Here is a 19859-nt window from a genome sequence, read left to right on the forward strand (position 1 = left end):
CACCTACGCCCGGCAATGGCGGCGGAGACAACAATGCACTAACTAACAACCCGGACCACCCGGTGGGGGCTGCTCACAGAACGCGCGGGTGGTAATCGACGGTTCGGGGGAGCGAACGTTCCGCCGAGACCTGCAAACGCACCTCAAGCGCCACACACCGACAGGTTCGATTAAGGACATCAGGATGAAAGATTCGCAGGGGGATACACTTGTGCAGCTCGCCGATATGTGTGTCGGTGCAATCGCACGATCCTACCGGGATGACCGGAAGGACAGCGGGCGCTGGCGCGGCATGTTGCGCTCAAAGATTGACGATGTTTGGGACTTCAGGTGAATGTTGCGCTTCCCTGTCCTATCCTACCGATCGGCAGGAACGCGCACCATACGGTGACAGTTCGGAGCAGGGAAGCGACTTGGCGACAAGCGATATATGGCTGCACGCTTAAAAGTTCAACAACGTTCTGACGCTTGCTCAACCTCATCCGCTGCCGGCGGGTTAGGCGGATGATGCCGCACCCACTCGCCGAGGGAGCCTATTCCCGCCTACTTTAGGCCCAAGCGGAGCTTGGCACTCGCCTTTCGCTATCCCGCACTACTTTAGTGAATGTCCGCAGCGAAGGTGCGTTTCCCATTGTAATCACAGCGGTTTATCGAACTGACTGGTCCCCGACCGGTTTGATTGATTTTGATTGTTTTCCAAAGCCCTGGGGCATCAGGGTTGCCATCCGCCAATGTCGCGCCAGCACTCAGCCACACCGGGCAGGGCTCGCCACCCGAACCGGTCAATCGTCTTGTCGTAGATCGAGGTTACGAACACGGGGCCGCCGATGGTTTCCAGCGCCTGCCCAAATGCTCGTAGCTCGTTCCATGCATCATCATCGCCGCGACGCTCGTATGCCTCAGCCAGATCAACGAGACGGCGGGTGATGGTTCCAAGTGCCATGTCTTACGCCCCCAGACGCACCGCAGCCGAAGCTTCACGTCCCACCCAACATCTCGATCGTCACGATTCCATCGAAGAGCCCAGAGCTCAATCCGCAGGAGAAGGTCTGGCAGTTCCTGCGCGACAACTGGCTGTCGAACCGCGTCTTCGGCTCCTACGACGAGATCGTCGACCAGTGCTGCGACGCCTGGAACAGACTCGTTGACCAGCCATCGCGCATCATGTCCCTCGGACTCCGTGCATGGGCGCACGGGTCGTGATCACTGAATCTTGGTATTACTTGTCAGCTATCCGGCGCAGGTAGCTCCGCCAATCTGACGTGACCCGGACGCGATGGCAGGTCCGCACTCGCCCGCATGGCTCCTGGGTCAGGTCGTATGGTGCGGCGCCTTCACGTCGCGCAGGATCGCGTCGATCAGCTGCTCCACGCCCTCACCGCGTGCAAGCGCCTGATAGTTGACGATGATCCGGTGACGCAGCACGGGACGGGCGATCGATGCGATGTCGTCGCAGCTGACGGCGAAGCGATCGTCGAGCAGGCACCGCACCTTCGCGGCGAGGATCAGGCCCTGGATGCCGCGCGGCGATGCGCCCAGCGCGACGCCATGATTGACCGCCTCGGGGGCATAGGGGCTGCCCGGCTGGGTCGCCATGACCAGGCGGATCGCATAGCCCTTCGCCACTTCGGGCACCGGCACCTGACGGACCACCTCGCGAAGCCGGCACAGCGTCGCCGCGTCGCTGACGGGATCGATCGTCACCTGCCCGCCCCCGGTCGTGCGATCGACGATCGCGTGATATTCGGCTTCAGTCGGGTAGCCGACGAGCAGCTTGAACAGGAAGCGATCGAGCTGCGCCTCGGGCAGCGGATAGGTGCCCTCCTGGTCGATCGGGTTCTGCGTCGCCATCACGCAGAAGGGCTCGGGCATCTTCAGCGTCCGGCGACCCACCGTCACCTGTCGCTCCTGCATCACTTCCAGCAGCGCGGACTGCGTCTTCGGCGTGGCGCGGTTGATCTCGTCGGCCAGCACCAGATTGGCGACGATCGGCCCCTGCTGGAAGGTCAGTTCATGCCCGCCCCCTGCGACCTCGGTCAGCATCGTCGTGCCGATAATGTCCGCCGGCATCATGTCGGGGGTGAACTGGATGCGCGAAAAGGGCAGGTCGACCGCGCGGCTGATCGAATTGACCAGCATCGTCTTGCCCAGCCCCGGCACGCCTTCCAGCAGGACATGCCCGCCCGCCATCAGTGCGGTCAGCACGCCGTCGATGACGTCGTCCTGCCCCACCATCATCCGGCCCACCTGTTCGCGGATACGGCGATAGGTCGTGCGGAAATCGCCCGCCTGCTCTCGCGCCTGGTCGGCCTGTTGGGTCAGCGTCATGGGTTGGGCACTCAGATGAGGGGTCATGGCATCCATGGTTGCATTGCGGGCTTGCACCAGCCTTGCAAAGCCGCCGTGCAAGTGAATGCCGGCACTAATCGGATTGCACCAGCTGGTAGCCGACGCCGCGGATCGAAGAGACCTTCACGGCATCGGTCTTGGTTGCCAGCGCCTTGCGGAGCCGCGAGATGATCGATTCCAGCGAATTGCCGTTGACGAACTTGTCATAGCCATAGACGCGCGATTCCAGCGTCTCGCGCCGGACGATCGCGCCTTCGCGCGCCATCAGCGCCGCCAGCACCAGCGCCTCGGACCGGCGCAGCGACATCGGCGCATCGTTGACGAAGAATCCGCCGCTTTCGACATCGTGCAGGATCGGGCCGAACCGCTTGATCTCGCGCACCGCATCGATGCGATCGCGCAGCGCGACCCGGATGCGCGCGACAAGCTCGCGCGGCTCGAACGGCTTGGCGATGTAATCGCGCGCACCCAGTTCAAGCCCGGTGACCTTGTCGTCGATCCCCGCCAGCGCCGACAGCAGCAGGAAACGCTGCGGTCGGCGCTGTGCCTCGGCAAAGCCGATCAGCGACACGCCGTCGCCGTCCGGCAACATGCGATCGAGCAGGACGAGATCGAACGCATTGTCGAGCAGTGCGTCCTGCGCCATCGCCAGCGTATCGGCGCGATCGACCACAAATCCCTGCCGCTCCAGATACGCGGTCAGGGTTTCCGCGACGTCGCCATCATCCTCGACCAGCAGCAATCTCATCGCGGCACGTCTAGCCGCTTTGCCGCCGGGATGCGAGGATGACGACGGGTCACGCCGGGCTCAGAACGTCAGCCGGGTGGACAGCATCACGCTGCGGCCTTCGACATTGTACCGCGCCGTATCGTAGGGCAGCCTATCGACGATCGCCAACGGTGCGGCCGCCTTCAGGACGTTGCGCCCCGCGAGCTGGACGTTGAACCAGTCCGTCGCTGCCCAGGACACGGACAGATCGACCGTGGTCAGCGGCTTGACGCGCTTGATCCATTCCGGGTTGAGCTGAACGCCCGCAGCATAGGCCGATTCGTAGTCGTTCAGATAGCTCGGCGTGTGATAGACATAGACGTTGGTGCTGACGCGATCGAGGTTCCACTGGACCGATCCGACCACCTTGTACTTGTCCACGCCCAGAATGCGACCGCGCTGATCGATCACCTGATCGCTGGTCACGCCGATGGTTTCCGCGACGATATTGTCGATATAGGTCACCTTCGGCTGAAAGGTGCCGAAACTGGTCGAGAACAGATAGCTCACTTCATATGCCAGCGATTCATAGTTCGAACCGACGATGTTGAAGCGCGTGTTGTTGAACGACGTGATCTTGTTGGTCACGGGATCGCGCGGGTAGAAGAGCGGCAGCTTCAGCACTTCGATCGCCGGCAGGTAATAGAACAATTCGCGCGTCGACGCGAACTGGTTGCGAATTTTGTTGCGGTTATAGGTAACCGCCATGCTCAGCCCGGACAGGAATCCCGTGGGCTGCCACGAAACGCTGTACACCTGCTGGCGCGACGTTTCGGGCAACAGGTCGGGGTTGGGCGCGATCACGGAGGGCACGTTGTAGGTACGGGTTCCGTTCGCGATCCGGCTGCAATCGGTGGTGCAGGTGTACAGCGGATCGCCCGAGATGGCGGTCGTAGTCTGCTGCGTGCCCTGCACCGAATAGAGCTGGGTCGCCGGCGGCGCCTTGAACCCGCGCGTGAACTTGGCGCGGACGTCGATCGTGTTGGTCGGCGACCACAGCACGCCCCAGGACGGCGTGGTACGCCCGAAGCTGTTCTTGCCGTAGATGATCTCGCCGCCCTGGTCGACGGGCACGCGGTTTACCGTGCCGATCGCGCCGACGCTGCTCGTCACATCGCGGCGCAGCGCCATGTTGAAGATCAGTCGGCGGACGAGCGGCAGGGTGTATTCCTTGCCCAGGACCGGGAGATTGACTTCGCCGAAAAAGGCGTAGCGCTCGGACGACGGATCGGGCCCCGCAGCGTTGCTGACGACCGTGTTCTTCAGCCCACTGCGCGAAAATTCCGCGCCGAACGCATAGCTGATCTCGCCGGCGGGGAGCTTGATCGCCGTGCCGGTCAGCCGCCCTTCGACATTGTCCAGCGAACTGCCCAGATCGTCGACGACATAAGGGTAAAGGAACGTGTCGATGCCCGCCCCGCCGCCGGCGGAGCTGCTCTTCCACGGATTGAACGCGACGTTCGGGTCCTTGCTGGTCAGCGCCGCGCACTGGGCATCGAACGCAGCCTGAAAGGCTGGGCGCCGGTTTAGCGGGATGCGGTTGTTGGCGAGCTGGAAATTGTAGCAGGGATAGGTCGTGACGCCGTTGGTGACCGTCTTCTGATAGCTGACCAGGCTTCTTACCTGCGTACCCGTTCCTTCGGTCGACGTCTTCGACTTGGTATAGACGATCTGCAGGTCGGCGAACCTGCCGAAATTATACCCGACCCCAGCGGTTGCGGTCCAGCTCTTGCTGGTGTTGCGGACATCGCCCGGCACCAGTTCGCCTGCAGCGATCTCGCTGCCCGGATAGTAATAGACCGTGCTGCCATAGGCGGACGAGCCGAAGGTGAAGGCCGGGAACGGGTTGTAATACTGGCCGGGTGCCAGGCTCACGGAAAATCCGCCGAACGCGGCATTGGGCTGCGAATTGCGCGCCCAGGTGTACAGGCCGGTGGCGAAAATGCGCAGCCGGTCCGTGATCTTCTGCTCGAAGTTGAGCGTCGCGCTGACCGTGCTGGTCTTCGACCCCGCAAATTCGGGAACATAGTCGCGCGCGCTGGTGGGCGAGACCTGGATCAGGTTCGCCTGAGTCGGCGCGCCGGTAAAGCCCGCCGGCACGGTCAGGCCGATCTGCGGCGAGATCTGCTGGCCGGTGCGCGGATCGAACACCGCCGGCTGGAGGGCAACGCCCGGCTGGATGCCCGAGTTGAACGAACGCCGGTCGAACTGGCTGTTGCCGCCGTAATAGGACGAATAGTTATTGGTCACATAGCCGGTCTTCGCATTCACGATCGGCTCGCTGCGGCCATATTCCACCGTGGCGGCCACATTGCCGCTGCCCCAGGCGCGGCCCGTGTACAGGCTGACCCGCGTGTCGCGCGCGCCTGAACTGGTCTCGCGGCGCGACGCGGAGATCGTCGTGCCGACATAATCCTTCTTGAGGATGAAGTTGATGACGCCGCCCATCGCATCGGCACCATAGATCGCCGACTGGCCGCCGGTGCTGATCTCGACGCGCTCGATCGCGCTCAGCGGGATGCCGTTGAGGTTGACATAGCCCTGCTCGACACCGGCAGCGCCGGCGATGCGGCGCCCGTTGACCAGGATCAGCGTGTTGCCCGCGCCGACACCGCCCAGGTTCGCCGCCGACACGCCCAGCGCACCCACATCGGACACGACACGGCTGCCGCTGTTGCCCGTGGTGGACGTGAGCGGCCCCTTGCTGCGATTGTTGGTGATCGCGCCGATCGTCGCGACGTTCTGCGGCAGGGTGCGGATCAGTTCCTCAACCGTGGTGACGCCGCGATCGCGGATTTCCTTCGCGTCGATCACTGTCAGCCGCGACGTCTGGTCGCCGCCGCGCAGACGGCTTCCCGTCACCAGGATCGTGCCTTCGGCGGCGACGCCGGATTTGCTGGCGGGCGCAGTGTCTTCCTCTTCCAGCGTGACCTGCTCGCCCCGGTCTGCCTGTTCCTCGGCTGCATTCTCGCGCGCCTTCGCTTCTTCGGCTGCATCGCTGTTTGAAGGAAGCGCGCCCGCGTCGACGCTTGCCGGCGGCGTCTGCGGATTGGCGGCAGCTTGCGACTGCTGCGCAGCGGCGCTCTGCGCCAGAACCAGATAGGCGACGGCAGAACATGCGCCGAGCAGGACTGACTTCTTCATCTTCGTACCCCCCGATACCAGGTCAAGTCAGCGCCTGCGGCCACCGGTCGATCTGATGTCGACTGATCGTGGCTCCGCTGATCTTCAGAGGTCTGGAGGTTTGCCGGAGATGGCTTGCACGAACCTTGCATAACGGACCATGCAGAAAGCCGCTGGGCCAATGATTGAAACGATTTTACGCGATCCGCCAACCGATCCTCAGAAAAGTGTTTATGAAGAAAATGTTACGATGAATTCGGCGCCGCCGCCCGGGGCGTTGGCCGCCCGGGCGCTGCCGCCATGCAGCCGTGCGACTGCACTGACGATGGCCAGACCCAGCCCGAATCCGCGCCGACTCGCAGCAGGGCGCGCGAACGGCTCGAACAGCAGCGCGGGATCGCCCTCGCCCAGCCCGGCGCCATGGTCGCGCACCGTCACGGCGCCCGTCGCATCCACACACACCTCGACCACCGAGCCGGCGGGCGCGAACGATATGGCGTTGTCGATCAGGTTGCTGATCGCGGACCCGATCAGTGTTTCCTCACCCGGGACCTCGAGCATCGGCACATCGCTTTCAAAGCGCAGGTCCACGCCGGCGGCCTCCGCAACGGGTGCGAGCTGGCGCATTGCCTTGCCCGCGACGGCGACGAGGTCGGCAAAGCCGGTTACGTCACGCCGGTTCCCGATGCTCATGAGCTTGAGCAGTTGGTTGACCAGCGCGGTCAGCCGCTGGACGTCACCGACCAGCTTGTCCTTCTGTGCGCCGTCGTCCATCAGCTCCAGCCGCGTGCGCAGCACCGTCAGCGGGGTGCGCATCTCATGCGCCGCCGCCGACAGGAAGAAGGTCGATCGCCGCTGTGCCGCATCGACTTCTCCGATCAGGTGATTGACCGCGCGGACCAGCGGCAGGATCTCGGTCGCCACGCCCTTTTCCGGCAGCTTGGCGTCGAGCCGCTGCGGATCGATGGAGCGCGCCAGCCGCGCAATCCGGCGGATGGACAGGATGTGCACAGAGAAGATCAGCGCGAAGATTGTGAACACCCCGCCTGCGGCCAGCAGGAAATTGCCGCTGAACGGGCGCAGCAATTTGTCGAAAATCCCGATCTGTTCGACCTTGCCCGGCTCAATCGGGTTTTTCAGGTTCCGATATTCGAAATAGGTCAGCCGGTCGCAAATGTGGAAGCTGGCGTAATCGTCGCCACCGGCCCCATCGACGATCTTTTCCATCTGGCTGCAAATGCCCGCATCCGTCAGTTCGCGATGCGCGCGCACCACCCGATCGAGCTTCAGGCTCTGGAACATCACCGGCTCGCCATTGCCGAAAATTCGCTCGTCGATGCGCACATAATAGCGAAAGCCCGGGTTTCGCGCCTGCACCGCCGCAATAACCGGGTCTTGCGCAATCGACGGCGTTCCCTTTGCATCCGTCCGGGACGCCACGACGAACTGATGCAGTGCAGTGCGCAACTCGCTCTCGGTCGCTTGCAGCGGTCGCTGCGCCCGCGCGGTCGGCGGCATGTCGAATATCGGCTTCAGGACAAACGCATACAGGCCCCAGCCGAGGAACAAGGCGGTAAGTGCCGCCATCTGCGCGAACATCGACTTTCGCAAAGTCCCGATCCACGCCCACATTGCTTTTGCTTATGCCTTTCTCATTGCTCCGGCTCCCCGCCGCCCGTCAGCTTCGGCAGGTCGGGCAGGTCGGCGCCGTTTGGCCCACGCTTGCGCGCTTCGAGCGTGCGTGCGAGCGCATCATAGACGCGCTGCCGCGCCGCATCGTCCCGCCACAGCGCGAGGATGCCGACCGCGCGCTGCATCGCGACGGAGAGAGCCTCCACGCTGTCGAGCATGTCCGCCGGATACAGCATCTGGACCAGGCCCGCCTGGAGAAACGCGGCCGCATTCGCGAAATCCCCGCTGCGGGCATAGATATGCGCGGCATCGAGGCGACCGTCCGGCGACATCACGGGCATGTCGCGCAGGCGCTGGTCGAGCACCGCCAGGTCACCGGGCGCGAGCGCCGCGTCCATCCGAAGGGCGACCGCCATCAGTCTGCGAACGTCGTCCGCATCGGCAGATCCGCCGCGCGCCGCGTCGAGCAACTGGCGCAGCACCGCCTCGCCCTCGCCTCGCCGCACCGGGCCCTCCGCCCCGACCGCATACAGCATCTGCTGCCGCGCCTGTTGCACGGGGGCCATCGCCGCCGGATAGCGTTGCAACTCTGCGCTGATCCGGGGCTCCGCGATCCATGCCGCGCCGGCCTCGCCCGCCCTGACCGCTGCGTTCAGCGTATAGACAAAACCCAGCCGCGTGCGTCCCGCCTCGTTCTCGCTCGCCCCGGCGGAATCGCGCCAAATCGCGCGCAAGGTGCCGCGTCCACCATCGGGCTCCCGCGCCGCCTGGAGCAACGGTCCAAGTCCCGCGTCTCCGGCGGGACCGCCGCTCCCCGACGCGCGCGCCTGCCGCGCCGCCACCGCGACTACCGACGGCAGGTGCGGCGCATGGGCGCGATATGCCTCGTACAGCGGCGTGAACAGGCCCGCGAGCCCCCCGCCCCCGCCACGGGCACGCATCGCCTGCGAACGGTTGAGCAGGTGGACGAGCAGATCGACGTCGTCGAGATCGACTCCGGCGGCCTTGGCGACATCGGCGGCGTCTTGCTGCCGGTCGAGCAGGCGATAGGTCAGGGCCAGCATCGTGGTGGCGAGTGTGTCGTCGCTTTCGCCCGCCACCCGCGCCTTCAGCGCCTCGGCAAAGGCCGGCCAATCCGATCGCTGGGCAGTGAGCGCCAGCACCTGGTCGCGATAGCGCGGGTTGCCGGGGTCGATGCCAACCATCTTGCGTGCCATGGCGAGGCGCTGCTCGACACTGGTCCCCGCATCGTCCGTCGCAAGCTGCTGATAGGCCGTCGCCGCCGCGCCCGGATCGGAGCCGGGATCGGCAAGGAATGCTGCGATCTGTTGCCGGCGAATATCCGGCAGGAAATTGGCAATGACCTGATCGATACGCGAGCTGGTATAGCCGCTCTGCGACAGCGATTCTGCCAGCGCGGTAAGCTGGAGAAAGGCCTGCGTCCGTTCGCCCGCATACCACCGCTCGAGCACGCCGGGCAGCGCGGCGCTGTCCGCATAACGCGCCGCCACGGCCTTTGCCGCGCGCAGCACCAGCGGCCGGTTCGCCGCCGCCGCCTCGAACTGCAGCAACCGCACGACGAGCGGTCCGCCGCTGCCCGTTCGGGAATCGCGCACAATGGCAACGTCACGGTCGAGCACGGCCGCCAGGCGGTCGCGCTGCCCCGCGTCGAGCGGTCGGCGCAACAGGTCGGCGAGCGCCAGATCGCTAATCATCGAATCGCCCTCGCCGCCCACCAGGCGCGCTACGAGGCCGTCGTAGAGCGTAATCAGCTGATCGGTCGTAAACTGGCCCAGCCAGTCCGATCCCGCATCGCCGCCGGTGCGAGACGTGCGCAGGCTGACGCCCAGCCGGCGATTGCTCTGCGAGATCGTCAGCGCAAGGAGGCGATCGGGCGCAATCAGCCGACTGCCCGCGATTTTCTCCAGCCGCGCATATCGCGCAGACGAGGCGCGGAAGAGATCGAACAGGATCGCGTCGCGCGCCGGCGAGCGTTGCAGCGGCGCCAACACAGCGTCGCGGAACGTCTCCGGCGACAGTCGATCCATCGCCTCGGCCAGCATCAGGATGTAGATCGGCTGGCGGAAATTGCCGCTCGGCATACGCGCAGCTTCGTCCCGCGCTGCTTCCTCCTCGGCGAGCGCGGTGGCGAGCAGGGCCTGGACCTCCTTGCTATCGTCTCGCGACAGTGCGGAGACGAAGCGCAGCATGTCATTGCCCATGGCAAGCGCCTGTGCACGCAGCGCGGCGATGGGCCAGCCCTCCTGCGCGCCGATCGCCGGCGTCGCGCCGCGCCCGGTCAGCTGTGCCCGGATCCCTGCGGCCCGACGATAGGTCGCATCCTTCGCAAAGCTGCGGTCGAGCATCGCGTCCCAGTCGGCGAGCACAGCCCCGGCCCTGCCGGCATCGGCGATGCGATGGCCGAGATCGACGATCAGCGCCAGGCGCGGATGGTCCGTAAGCACGTTCGCCGCGCCCGGGCCGAGCGGCGCCATCTCGGCCAGAAACTGCCGCTGGAGATCGGCAAGCATCGCGTCCGCTGCGGCGCTGCTGCGCGGCCAGGTCAACAACAGGCCTTCGACCATCGTTGCATAGTAACGCCGCACGTCCAGGTCGCGATCGTCGCCTGCCGCCAGCGGCGTCATCGGCTGTCGCGCGATCAGGGTGCGCAGCCCACGCCAGTACCAGCGCCATGCCAGATCGTCCTGCCCGGCGCCCTCGCGCAGGATCGACGTCTTTACCAGCAGGTCGAAATTCGACTGGTCCTGCAACAGTGCGCGGGCATAGTTGGTCAGTGCCTGTGCCGGCCGCCCCGCCGCCGCGTAGGCATCACCCTTGGTCTCGTCGACATTCACCAGCCCGCCCATCGCGCTCATCAGCGCAAAGGCGCGCTCGGCCCCGGCCTCGTCCTTTTCCTTGAGCATGGTGCGCGCGAGATCGGCATAGAGATCGGGCGGGAAGGATTTGCCGAGCGCCAGCAAGCGCCGCGCATAGACGATCTTGCGTCCCGGATCGCCGATCGCGGTCTGGCCACCATCCACCGTCGGCCCGCCGGCAAGCGTTGCCAGCTCGCGTAGCACGGCCGCGCGTTGCTCCCCCGCGCCCGGCACCGTCGCCTCGGTCGCGCGCATCTGAAGGTCATAGTCGGCATCGGCGACCGCGACATCGGCAAGCAACCCGAGCAATCGGGAATCCGCACCCTGCAGTGCGATCCGCTCCAGCACCCGACGCTTCGCCCAGCCCAGCACCCCGCGCACCCCCGGCTCGTCGCCCGATGCGTCGGCGATCATATCGAGCAGGCCGTCGATCGCCGCGAAGAACTGGCCTGCCGTCCCGCCATATTCTGCGGCATATTGCAGGATGCCGATCGCCTCGCCCCGGCGCCGCTGGCGCTTCAGCTCGGTCGCCAGTCGCAGCATCGCATCGGCATCGCCCGGTGCGGCGGCGAACGCCTTGCGCAACTCGCTGAGCGCCTGCTCGCCCAGCCCCGCTTCGGTGTACACCGCCGCCTTGAACGCGCGCGTGCCTGCCTCGTCGGTCTCCGAAAGCTGCGCCATCAGTCCGTCCAGCTCGGCCTGGCGCTCGGTCGATGGGCTAGCGCCCCCCGTGTTGCGCAACAGCTCCAGGATCAGGCGGCGGACATTGTCGTCGCGATTGGCCGGATCGATCGCCACCAGCCGACGCAGCGTCGTCTCCAGCCTGGCCGTGTCGCGGATGCGCGCATAGAGCCGGGCGAGTTGATTTAGCGTCGCGGTCTCGCTCGCGCCACTGCGCGCGGCGAAGCGGCGGACGACATCGGCGGCGGATTCGGGTTTGCTCTGCGCGAGATACAGCGCGACCAGCAGGTCGATCTCGCCGGCGCGCAAAGTGCCGGCGTCCAGCCGGGCGCGGCTTGCCTGCACCAGTGCGTCCAACTGATCGGTCTTGCGCGCCAGCGCGACGATCTGGCGCTCGATATTGCGGCGCCGTGCGGGCAGCATGGTCTCGGACCAGAGCGACTGCCATCGCCGCAGCGCGTCGGCATTGTCGCCGGTCGCAGCGGCCAGTTGCGCGATGTGCGCGCGCCGGTCGTAGCTGAGCGGCGTGCCCCGCCCCTCGCTGCCGCGCAGGATCGCAAGCGCCGCGTCGAGCCGTCCGAGTCGCTCATAGCCGTCCGCAATATCGTCGATCAGCGCCCCGCGCGCGTCGCCGCGTTCGACCAGTTGCAACTCGGCCAGCGCCTTTCCGACGTCGCCGGCGTCGAGATAGGCTTCAAACAGGAACAGGTGCGTCGCCGTGGCGACCGCCGGGTCGCCAGCGCTGCCGTTCAGCAGCGCGACGGCTTCGTTCTGCAACCCCATGCCGATCATCGAGCGGGCGCCCGCCGTCAGCACATCGGCGCGGCCGCGATTGGCGGCGAACAGCGCGCGATAGGTCGCTACGGCCTGTGCCTCGTCCCCGCGCGCCAGATACAGCGCGGCGAGCCGGCCATACAGGTCCGCCTGGTGCGGGTCCGCCGCGATCATGCGGCGAAACTCTGCTTCGCTCGCCGCCTGGTCGCCCGCAAGGTCGAGCAGCCCGGTCAGGCGCTGGCGCAGCGCCGGGCTTTGGGCATGCTCGATGATCGCGATCGCCGGCTGGATCTGGCCGATTTCCAGCATCGCATCGACCTGTGCAGCGAGGACGGGCTCGCTCTCCGGCAAGGAGCGCAGCACGGCGAGCGCGCCCGGCAGGTCGCCCGACACCCGATATGCCTCAACCAGCAGCGCCAGCGCATAGCGCGCATCGTCAGCGCCCTTCGCGGCGGCGACAGCCCGCAGCGCAGTGGTGCGCGCCGTGCGCCCGTCGCCCGCCGCCAGCGCCCATTGGGTGCGCTCCAGCCATTCGAAAAGCTCCCCGGCGGTATCCGCCGCGACGCGATCGAGCGCCGCCCGGGGTCGGTTCAGCAGCGCCAGCAGCTGTGCCAGCGGGCGCGCTTGCGACGAGGGCCGGCTCGCCGCAAAGGCGACCAGCGTGTCCGGACGGCGCATCGCCGCCATCACGGCAAGCCGCATGTCGATGCGGCGCTGCGTCGCGGGATCGCCGATCGCGGCGCGCGCGCGACGATAGGCCTGCTCCGCCGCAACGCTCTCTCCCAGGGCGTCGAGCAGTTCGGCGCGGACAAGTTCCCCCCCGGGCGAGGGTGCGGTCTTGAGCCCGGCGTCGATCGCGGCAAGCGCGCCGTCGCGGTCGCCGCCCTCCCACTGGCGCTGGGCCCGCTGCACCCACGCCTCGCGCGGGGCAGCATCCGACACGGCAACCCCCTCCCCGCCGGCCTGGGCGAGGGCGACGCCCGGCGCGACCAGGCTGGTCGACAGCGACAGCGCGAGCAACAATTTCCTGGACGCGCCGGGCCTTGCCGAAATCAATGTCATCATGTCCTCGGCCTTCCCCGCGAAGGCCATCGCCGATAGCCGAGTTCGGCCAGATACAAAGTGAGCGCAAGCAGCGCGAACCACGGCCACAAGTCCGTGGCCGCCAGCCCGGTCGGCGCCGGTAGCGCACCCGGCCCAAGATCGGGCGTCTCACGGTGCCAGCCGCCGGTGCGCTGCGACACTATCGCCATAGGCAGCACCATCGACGCCGGCGTGGCGTCGGGGGGTGCCAGGTCGGAACGTGCCGCGTCCGCCGCATAGACCAACCGGTCGCCATCGCGCACTTCGACGCGCGCCGGCTGGGCCGACGGCCATGCGAAATCGGCCTCGAACAGCCCGGGCGCGCGCGCCTCCAGCGGTGCGACGGTGCGCAGCGTGCGGCCGGAATCGTCCACCAGCGTCAGCGTCGGCGCGCGTTCCTGCCCTGCGGACGCGGCGCCAAGCCGCTGGACCGCCACCGTCAGCCGATCGAACCGGCGTGCGATCGTCACGTCGAAGGCGGGATCGCGCCGCGCCGTCATCGCCAGCACCCGCGCAAGCCAGCCGCCATAGCCCGGCCAGCTCCGCCAGTTCGCGGTTCCACCGCCCAGCGGCTCGGTGGCGAGCGCCGTCACGCGACCGCTGCCGACCTGCCAGCTGCTCAGTACCGGGTCCCCCTCGGCGGTGCGCAGCAGCGCCTGTGCCTCGGGGCGGAGCTGTGCCGGGACATAGCCCGAAAGCGGCGGGGCCGCCGCAATGCGGCTTCCGCCCCACCCCCTATCCTCAGGCGCAGCGCGCAGGGCAAAGCTGCCAGCGCGATAGGCCGGCTGGGGCTTGGTCTGCGGTTGCTTGAAGTCCAGCTCGATCAGGCTGAACTCGTCGGGGACCGAATAGAACTGGCCCCGCCCGATACGCGCCCATTCGGCCATGCTCTTTTCGTCATCGATCTGCCCGCCCACCGCGACGGTTGAAAGGTTGATGCGGCTGTCCGCGATGTGCCGGATCAGTTGCTGATAGCGGTCCTCGGCAACGCCCCCGTCGGAAATGACGAGGATGTGGCGATAGCGCGCCTCGACATCCTTGAGCCCGTACAGCGCCTCCTGCAGGGCGGGGAACAACACGCTCGCGCCCTGTGCCTGCATCCGGCCGATGGACCGTTCGATATCGGGAATGTCGGTGGCGTGGTGCATCGGCACGGACCATTGCCGCGCGCCATAGAACTCGACCACGCCGATCCAGTCGTTCGGCGCGAGCTTGCGCACGGTCTGCCGGGCGATCTGCTTGGCGAGTTCCAGCCGCTCGCCCTGCATCGAGCCGGAGCTGTCGATGACGATGGCGAGCGCGACGCTGGGCTGGATCTGCTTTTCCTGCTGGCGCGCCGTGATCGGCAGCGCCGCGCCGAGCGGCGTGCCGGCATAGCCCCCGCTGCCGAACGCCGACAGCCCGCCCGATGCGAGCAGCCCGGTGGAATCGCGCGCGACGGCGCGGTTGATCCGGCGCTGCGCCTCGATCGGAAGCTGGGCGGCAGGCACGTCGTCGAGCACGACCAGCGGCCAGCGCGCGGGATCGACCTGCCCGGCCAGCGCCGCCGGGCGTTCCGCCGTCACGGTGAAGCCCGCGCCGAGCAGCTGCTGGAGCATCGCCGCCCCGCCCGTCTGCCGCGCGCCGACATAGAGCAGCGGCAGCGCCGGCTGCACTGCCGCCAGCGTCTCGACCCTGCTCTTGCCGTCGAGCGTCACGCGCAGCGGCAGGAACCCCGCCTGTTCGGCAGGCACGGTCAGGACCACGCGCGCCGCGCCATCAGCAGCGAAGGGCTGGCTGACCGCGCGTTCGCGCCCGCCGCTATCGATCGTCAGCCGGTGCGGCGCGTCGTCCGCGCCCTCCACCAGCGCCTCGATCCGCAGCGTCTCGCCGACGCGCGCAGTGCCGACATGGACCTCGGCGAGGAAGGGCGCAGCCGCCGGGCCCGGCACGGCGATGCTGTTGACCGGAATGCCGCGCCGGACCAGCGCAGCGACGCTGTCTTCCCAGTGCCGGTCGGTCGATCGCCCGCCGCTAATCACGGTCACGGCGCCACCCGTCGCCAGCGGGATTTCGGCAAGCGCACGGGCAAGCGCGGTGGACAGCGAGCCATCGGTGACGATCGGCGGCTGCGATCCGTTGCCACTGCCGCGCGTGCCGCCCAGCTGGATCACGCGTAGCGTGCCCCGCGCCGTCGCCGCCAGCCGATCGAAGGCGCGCCGTGCGGCCTGCTGACCCTGCGTGCCCAGCGCCTCGCGCTGATCGAGAATGACGACCTGCACTCCCGGACCATGCGCACGGATCAGGCTGGGTTGCATCAGGGCAAGGACCAGCACGGCAAGGATCGCGGCGCGCAGCCCCAGATGCGTCCAGCGTGGGCGCTGGCGCATGGGCAACCACAGCAGCGGCACCAACGCGAACAGCCACGCAGCCTGCGGATAGAGAAAGGTCAGCGTCATGCGATGAGACCGCGCTGGAGCAGCCACCATTCGGCGGCAAGCAGCAATCCCGCCGCGAGCACCAGCAGCACGAACGGCAGGTCGGCGGGAAGCGCGCCGCCCTCGGGCGCAACGGCTGGACGCGCGGAGGTGTCGGCAGCGGCCAGGGTCACCGCGCGATCGGTCAGCGCCACGGGCGCCGCGTCGATCCGGGTGGCGACGCCCAGCAGGTCCGCACCGGCGCGATCGGGCAGCCCATAGAGCCGCGATTGATCGGGAATCGGCGCACCGGCCTTGGCATAGGGGCGCCAGCCATCGGCATTGCCCAGCCAGCGCAGGCTCTGTGCGAGGAAGATCGGCATGGCAGCATCGAGGGCGAAGGGCGAATCGGGCGCGAACAACGCGCGCCAAACGCCCACACGCCGCCGCGCGCCCTGCGTGATGTCCACGCCGATCGGCTTGCCCAGCGCATCGGCAATGGCGGACGCATCGACCTGCGCAAGGCCGAGTTCGTCCAGCCGGTCCGCAAGCGCGCCCTTCGCGGCATTGTCGGGCTCTGCAAAGGCAAATGCCCGGCCTTGCCGCGCCGGATCGGTGAACACCAGCGCCGGCAGTGCCAGCGATCCGGTCGCGCCGGCATCGCCGATCGCCACCTGCGCCGACGCCGCCGGCACGATGGTCAGCCCGCCATCCGCCGCGATGGCGGCGCGCACGACGTCCGGAGTCCCGCCGAGCAATGCGACGCGTAGCGGCGTGCGGTCGGGCAGGCGCAGCGCCGCCGCGTCGTCCTGCGGGAAGCCGTCGTTGCCGGCCAGCGTGACCTGGAGCACCTGCCCCGTCGCGGCAACATTGCGCACCAGATACTGGCCACCACCGGCATTCTCGACGCTGGTCGGCGCGAACGGCTTGCCGTCGAGCGTCCAGCGCAGTGCTGAGGGTGACGGGGATTCGCCCCGCGCGGCGGCGACCGCAACAAGGATGTCGGCGCGTCCCGCCATGCCCGAGCGCGCCGGAGTCGCGCCCAGCGCCACGATGCCGCGATTGTCCGGCACTGCGCGCGCGAGATAGCCGGGCTGGACTGCCGTGCCCCGGGGCGCGGCCGGCGTGGCGTCGCGCAGGACCGGCCAGCCACCATAATAGCGGATCGTGTCGCCGGGCCCGCTTTCGCCCGTCCGGCGCAGCCACGCGCCAAAGCCCGATGGCCGCGCCTCGGCGGTCACCAGGTCCAGCCGCCGCGCGAGCAACGAATCGCTTTCGCCGGGGGCCAAAAGGCGCGTGCCCGCCGCGTCGCCGAGGAATACCGCGCGGCGCTGCGCAGGCGTAGCGCGGACATCGGCGAGCAGCGCGCGCTTGGCGCGGGCGAGTTCGCCGGCGGGGGCCAGCAACGCGGAATTGTCGAGATAGAAGCGGCGGCTCGCGCCGGTTTCGGCGGGCGCCGCCTGCGGATGCGCCGCCGCCAGCCACAGCGCCAGCGCAATCGCGACGATCAGCGCAAATGCCAGCCAGTGGCGGAACCGGCCTCCAAGCGCCCGCGCTGGCGCCTCCCGCATCGCCTGCGCCCACAGCGCCGCCGCCGGCAAATGCACGACGCGCCGCCGCGCGCGCAGCCGCTGGAGCAGATAGAGCAACGCGACCAGCGCCAGTGCACCGGCGATCGTGCCCGCAAGGCCAAAGGTAGCGAAGCTCACAGCACGATACTCCCGTTCGCCAGAACCGGGCTCAGCTGGTCAATCACGTCGCGGTCGGCATCGACGCGGATCAGCGTGGCGCCGCGCTGCTGCACGAACCCGTCCAGCGCATCGGTAAAGCCGCGATATGCCGCGCGATACCGCGCAATCAGTTCGTCGGTGATCGTCACCGACAGCCCCGCTTCGCGCTCGCCGTCCTCGATCGAAACATCGCCGTACAGATCGTGCAGCAGCGTCGGGTCCGCGTCGCTCGCGCGAGTCATCTGGACGAGCAGCAGCCGGTGCGGCAGCCGGCCCAGCGCCTGAAGGACACCCTCCAGCCCGTCATCGTCGAAGAAATCGGAGACGATCACCACCAGCCCGCGCCGCAGCCGCATCGCGGCCAGATGCGTGAGCGCCGCCGCCAGCGCCGTGCCGCCCGCCGGCGCCTGTTCCGACAACGCGCGCGCCACCTGCACGATCGCGCCCTTGCCCGACATATTGCGCAGGCGAGTCGCCAGATCGTCGCCAAACGACAACAGCGACAGTGCGTCATGCTGCCGCGCCACCGTCGCCGCCAGCGCCAGCGCGGTCCGCATCGCCGGATCGATGCGCGGTGCGGCTTCGGCAAACATGCTGCGCGAAGCGTCGAGCATCAGATAGACCGGCAGGTCCTGTCGCTCCTCGAACACGCGGACGAAGGTCTTGCCCAGGCGGCGATAGATGTTCCAGTCGATTGCGCGCAAATCGTCGCCGGCGACATAGGGTTTGAAATCGGCGAAGTCGGAACCCTGTCCCCGCGCCGTCGTGCGCTGCTCGGCGAGCCGCCCGCCCTTTTGCGCGGCGGCGATGCGGAGCGTCATCGCATTGACCCGCGCGAGGAAGGCGGGATCGAACAGCGCCTCGAACCGGGCGGATGCGACGTCGGTCATTGCCCGACCCCCTCGCGACGGAAATAGCGTTCGAGCAGGCGCTGCTCCTCCGCCGTTCGCGGCCGGTGGAGCACACGGCCCGCCTGCGCAGTGCCGGCGCCGCGCGCCTGCGCCGCGACGGTTCCGGCGGGCATCGCATGCGGCGGCGCGTTGCGCGTGGTGCTGCTCACGCGCCCGACATTGACGGTCCCGACGACACGGTCCTCCATCGGCACGGCAAGCATCAGCGACGACGAGCCGCGCGCGCGCTTCAGGCCTTCCTGGCCGTTGCCGCGATTGGAGCCTTGCTGGCCGTTGCGGTTGCTGCCCTGCCCGCCGGAGCCGCCCGATTGCTGCCGCTGCGAGCGATTGCGCTGGCCCGAGCCCTGTTGGCCGTCATTGCCGTTGGAGGCGCGCGGCGGCGCGGCGCTTGCCATCGGGCTGGGGGCATTCCGGCCCGCGCGCGCGCCGGCTGCCGGCTTTGCCTGGGTCTCGATCGCTGCCGCCGCCTGGCCGTGTGCCTCGGGCGCCTCTGCCGCGCCGCGCCGCGCGGCATCGCTGCCTTCCTGCCGCGATGCCGGCGCCGGAGGCGACGTGCTGGCTCCCCCCAGATCGCGCGACTCCCCCGGCGCCGACGCCGCGCCCGACGGGCTGCCGGCAGACCGCTCGCCGGACGCACGCCGGTCCGCACCACCGACGGCATCGCCTGCTGCACCCCGCGCGAGCACCCCCGTTCCGCGCGATGCCAAATCACTGCCGCTTGCCGAGGCCCCGCCGCTGGCACCCGCCACCCGGGCAGCGGCACGCTCCGCGCGTGCGGCAGCCGCCTCGGATGACTCCGCAGTGCCGTTCGCCCCAGGACGCAGCCCCAGCTCCCGCGCCACTTGCCGCAGCGGATTTGCATCCTCGCCCCGCCGCACGGCGCAGCCATGGTCGATCGCCAGCGCGATCAGCAGCACGATCAGCGCGCCTCCCGGCAGCACCCACCACCGCCGGGAGGCAGTCTCGCCAGCGCCCAGCGCCGCCATCGGTGCCGTCGCCGCGCGGTCCAGCCGGGGCTGCGCTTCCTGCAGCGCCGCTTCGCGAAAGCCGTCGCGCGCCGCGCCGGCGAGGAACTCCGCCACGATCTGGGTACGATCCTTGAGCGCCAGTTCGCGATCGATCAGCGACAGCGCAGCCCCGCGCGCGACGCGCAGGCGCGACACGCCCATGGCATAGACCAGTCCGAATACTGTAGCCGGCAGCGCCACCGACACCGTGATCGGCAGCACGATGCCGATGGGCCGCATCAGCGCCGCGACCAGGCAGGCCAGGGGCGGAGCGATCGACACCATGCCGGCGACGGCCAGCGCACGCGCGCGTGCGTCGGCCCGGCCCGCCGCAGTCAGCGCGCGGCGTCCCCGACCCTCCAACATTTCGAGCCGCTCATTGAGCGCCTCGTCCGACCGATAGTGCATCCGCATCCCCGCCCACGGCGCTGCGCCCGGGCCTGTCCCCAAAACGCTATGCGCGCTGGCTTGCACCAACCTTGCCGACACATGCGCCTGTGGCGCTCCAACTCTGCAAGGTTGCTGCAA

General features: G+C 68.3%; 11 protein-coding genes and 1 pseudogene. 2 read left to right on the top strand and 10 right to left on the bottom strand.

Annotation, left to right across the window (positions count from 1 at the left end):
- Positions 1 to 88: 88 nt before the first annotated feature.
- Positions 89 to 334, top strand: coding sequence for a DUF3800 domain-containing protein (locus DD559_RS20380; RefSeq protein ID WP_116468773.1), 246 nt, complete (start codon positions 89 to 91; stop codon positions 332 to 334).
- Between the two features lie 378 nt (positions 335 to 712).
- On the opposite strand, the gene DD559_RS08400 is transcribed toward DD559_RS20380, so the two are convergent.
- Entirely contained in the window at positions 713 to 943 is a 231-nt protein-coding gene (locus DD559_RS08400; protein WP_116468774.1) for a hypothetical protein, read from the bottom strand.
- 26 nt (positions 944 to 969) lie between these two features.
- On the opposite strand from DD559_RS08400, the pseudogene DD559_RS08405 reads away from it, so the two are divergent.
- Positions 970 to 1203 (top strand): annotated as a pseudogene (locus DD559_RS08405) (transposase); the annotation flags it as partial.
- Between the two features lie 108 nt (positions 1204 to 1311).
- On the opposite strand, the gene DD559_RS08410 reads toward DD559_RS08405, so the two are convergent.
- The 9 genes from DD559_RS08410 to DD559_RS08450 form a co-directional block, all read right to left on the bottom strand.
- Entirely contained in the window at positions 1312 to 2328 is a 1017-nt protein-coding gene (locus DD559_RS08410; RefSeq protein WP_116468776.1) for an AAA family ATPase, read from the bottom strand.
- A gap of 94 nt (positions 2329 to 2422) precedes the next feature.
- The gene (locus DD559_RS08415) at positions 2423 to 3097 is read right to left on the bottom strand and encodes a response regulator transcription factor (protein WP_116468777.1); all 675 of its coding nucleotides are present in this window, start codon (positions 3095 to 3097) and stop codon (positions 2423 to 2425) included.
- A gap of 60 nt (positions 3098 to 3157) precedes the next feature.
- On the bottom strand, positions 3158 to 6262 hold the full coding sequence (locus tag DD559_RS08420) for a TonB-dependent receptor domain-containing protein (protein WP_116468778.1): 3105 nt from the start codon (positions 6260 to 6262) through the stop codon (positions 3158 to 3160).
- Between the two features lie 210 nt (positions 6263 to 6472).
- A complete protein-coding gene (locus DD559_RS08425; protein ID WP_165831057.1) occupies positions 6473 to 7840 on the bottom strand; it encodes a sensor histidine kinase in 1368 nt (455 codons plus the stop codon).
- 53 nt (positions 7841 to 7893) lie between these two features.
- Positions 7894 to 13269 (bottom strand): tetratricopeptide repeat protein, encoded by a 5376-nt coding sequence (locus DD559_RS08430; protein ID WP_133243798.1) that lies wholly within the window; start codon positions 13267 to 13269, stop codon positions 7894 to 7896.
- Entirely contained in the window at positions 13266 to 15725 is a 2460-nt protein-coding gene (locus DD559_RS08435; RefSeq protein WP_116468781.1) for a VWA domain-containing protein, read from the bottom strand. The genes DD559_RS08430 and DD559_RS08435 overlap by 4 nt, the downstream gene beginning before the upstream one ends.
- Positions 15722 to 17392, bottom strand: coding sequence for a hypothetical protein (locus DD559_RS08440; protein ID WP_116468782.1), 1671 nt, complete (start codon positions 17390 to 17392; stop codon positions 15722 to 15724). The genes DD559_RS08435 and DD559_RS08440 overlap by 4 nt, the downstream gene beginning before the upstream one ends.
- A complete protein-coding gene (locus DD559_RS08445; RefSeq protein ID WP_116468783.1) occupies positions 17389 to 18303 on the bottom strand; it encodes a DUF58 domain-containing protein in 915 nt (304 codons plus the stop codon). The genes DD559_RS08440 and DD559_RS08445 overlap by 4 nt, the downstream gene beginning before the upstream one ends.
- Positions 18300 to 19739, bottom strand: a complete 1440-nt coding sequence (locus tag DD559_RS08450; RefSeq protein ID WP_133243799.1) for a hypothetical protein — start codon at positions 19737 to 19739, stop codon at positions 18300 to 18302. Before DD559_RS08450 ends, DD559_RS08445 begins: the two co-directional genes overlap by 4 nt.
- Between the last annotated feature and the right edge of the window lie 120 nt (positions 19740 to 19859).

It is taken from the genome of Sphingomonas pokkalii (assembly GCF_003096275.1).
In the GTDB taxonomy this organism is placed as follows: Bacteria; Pseudomonadota; Alphaproteobacteria; order Sphingomonadales; family Sphingomonadaceae; genus Sphingomonas; species Sphingomonas pokkalii.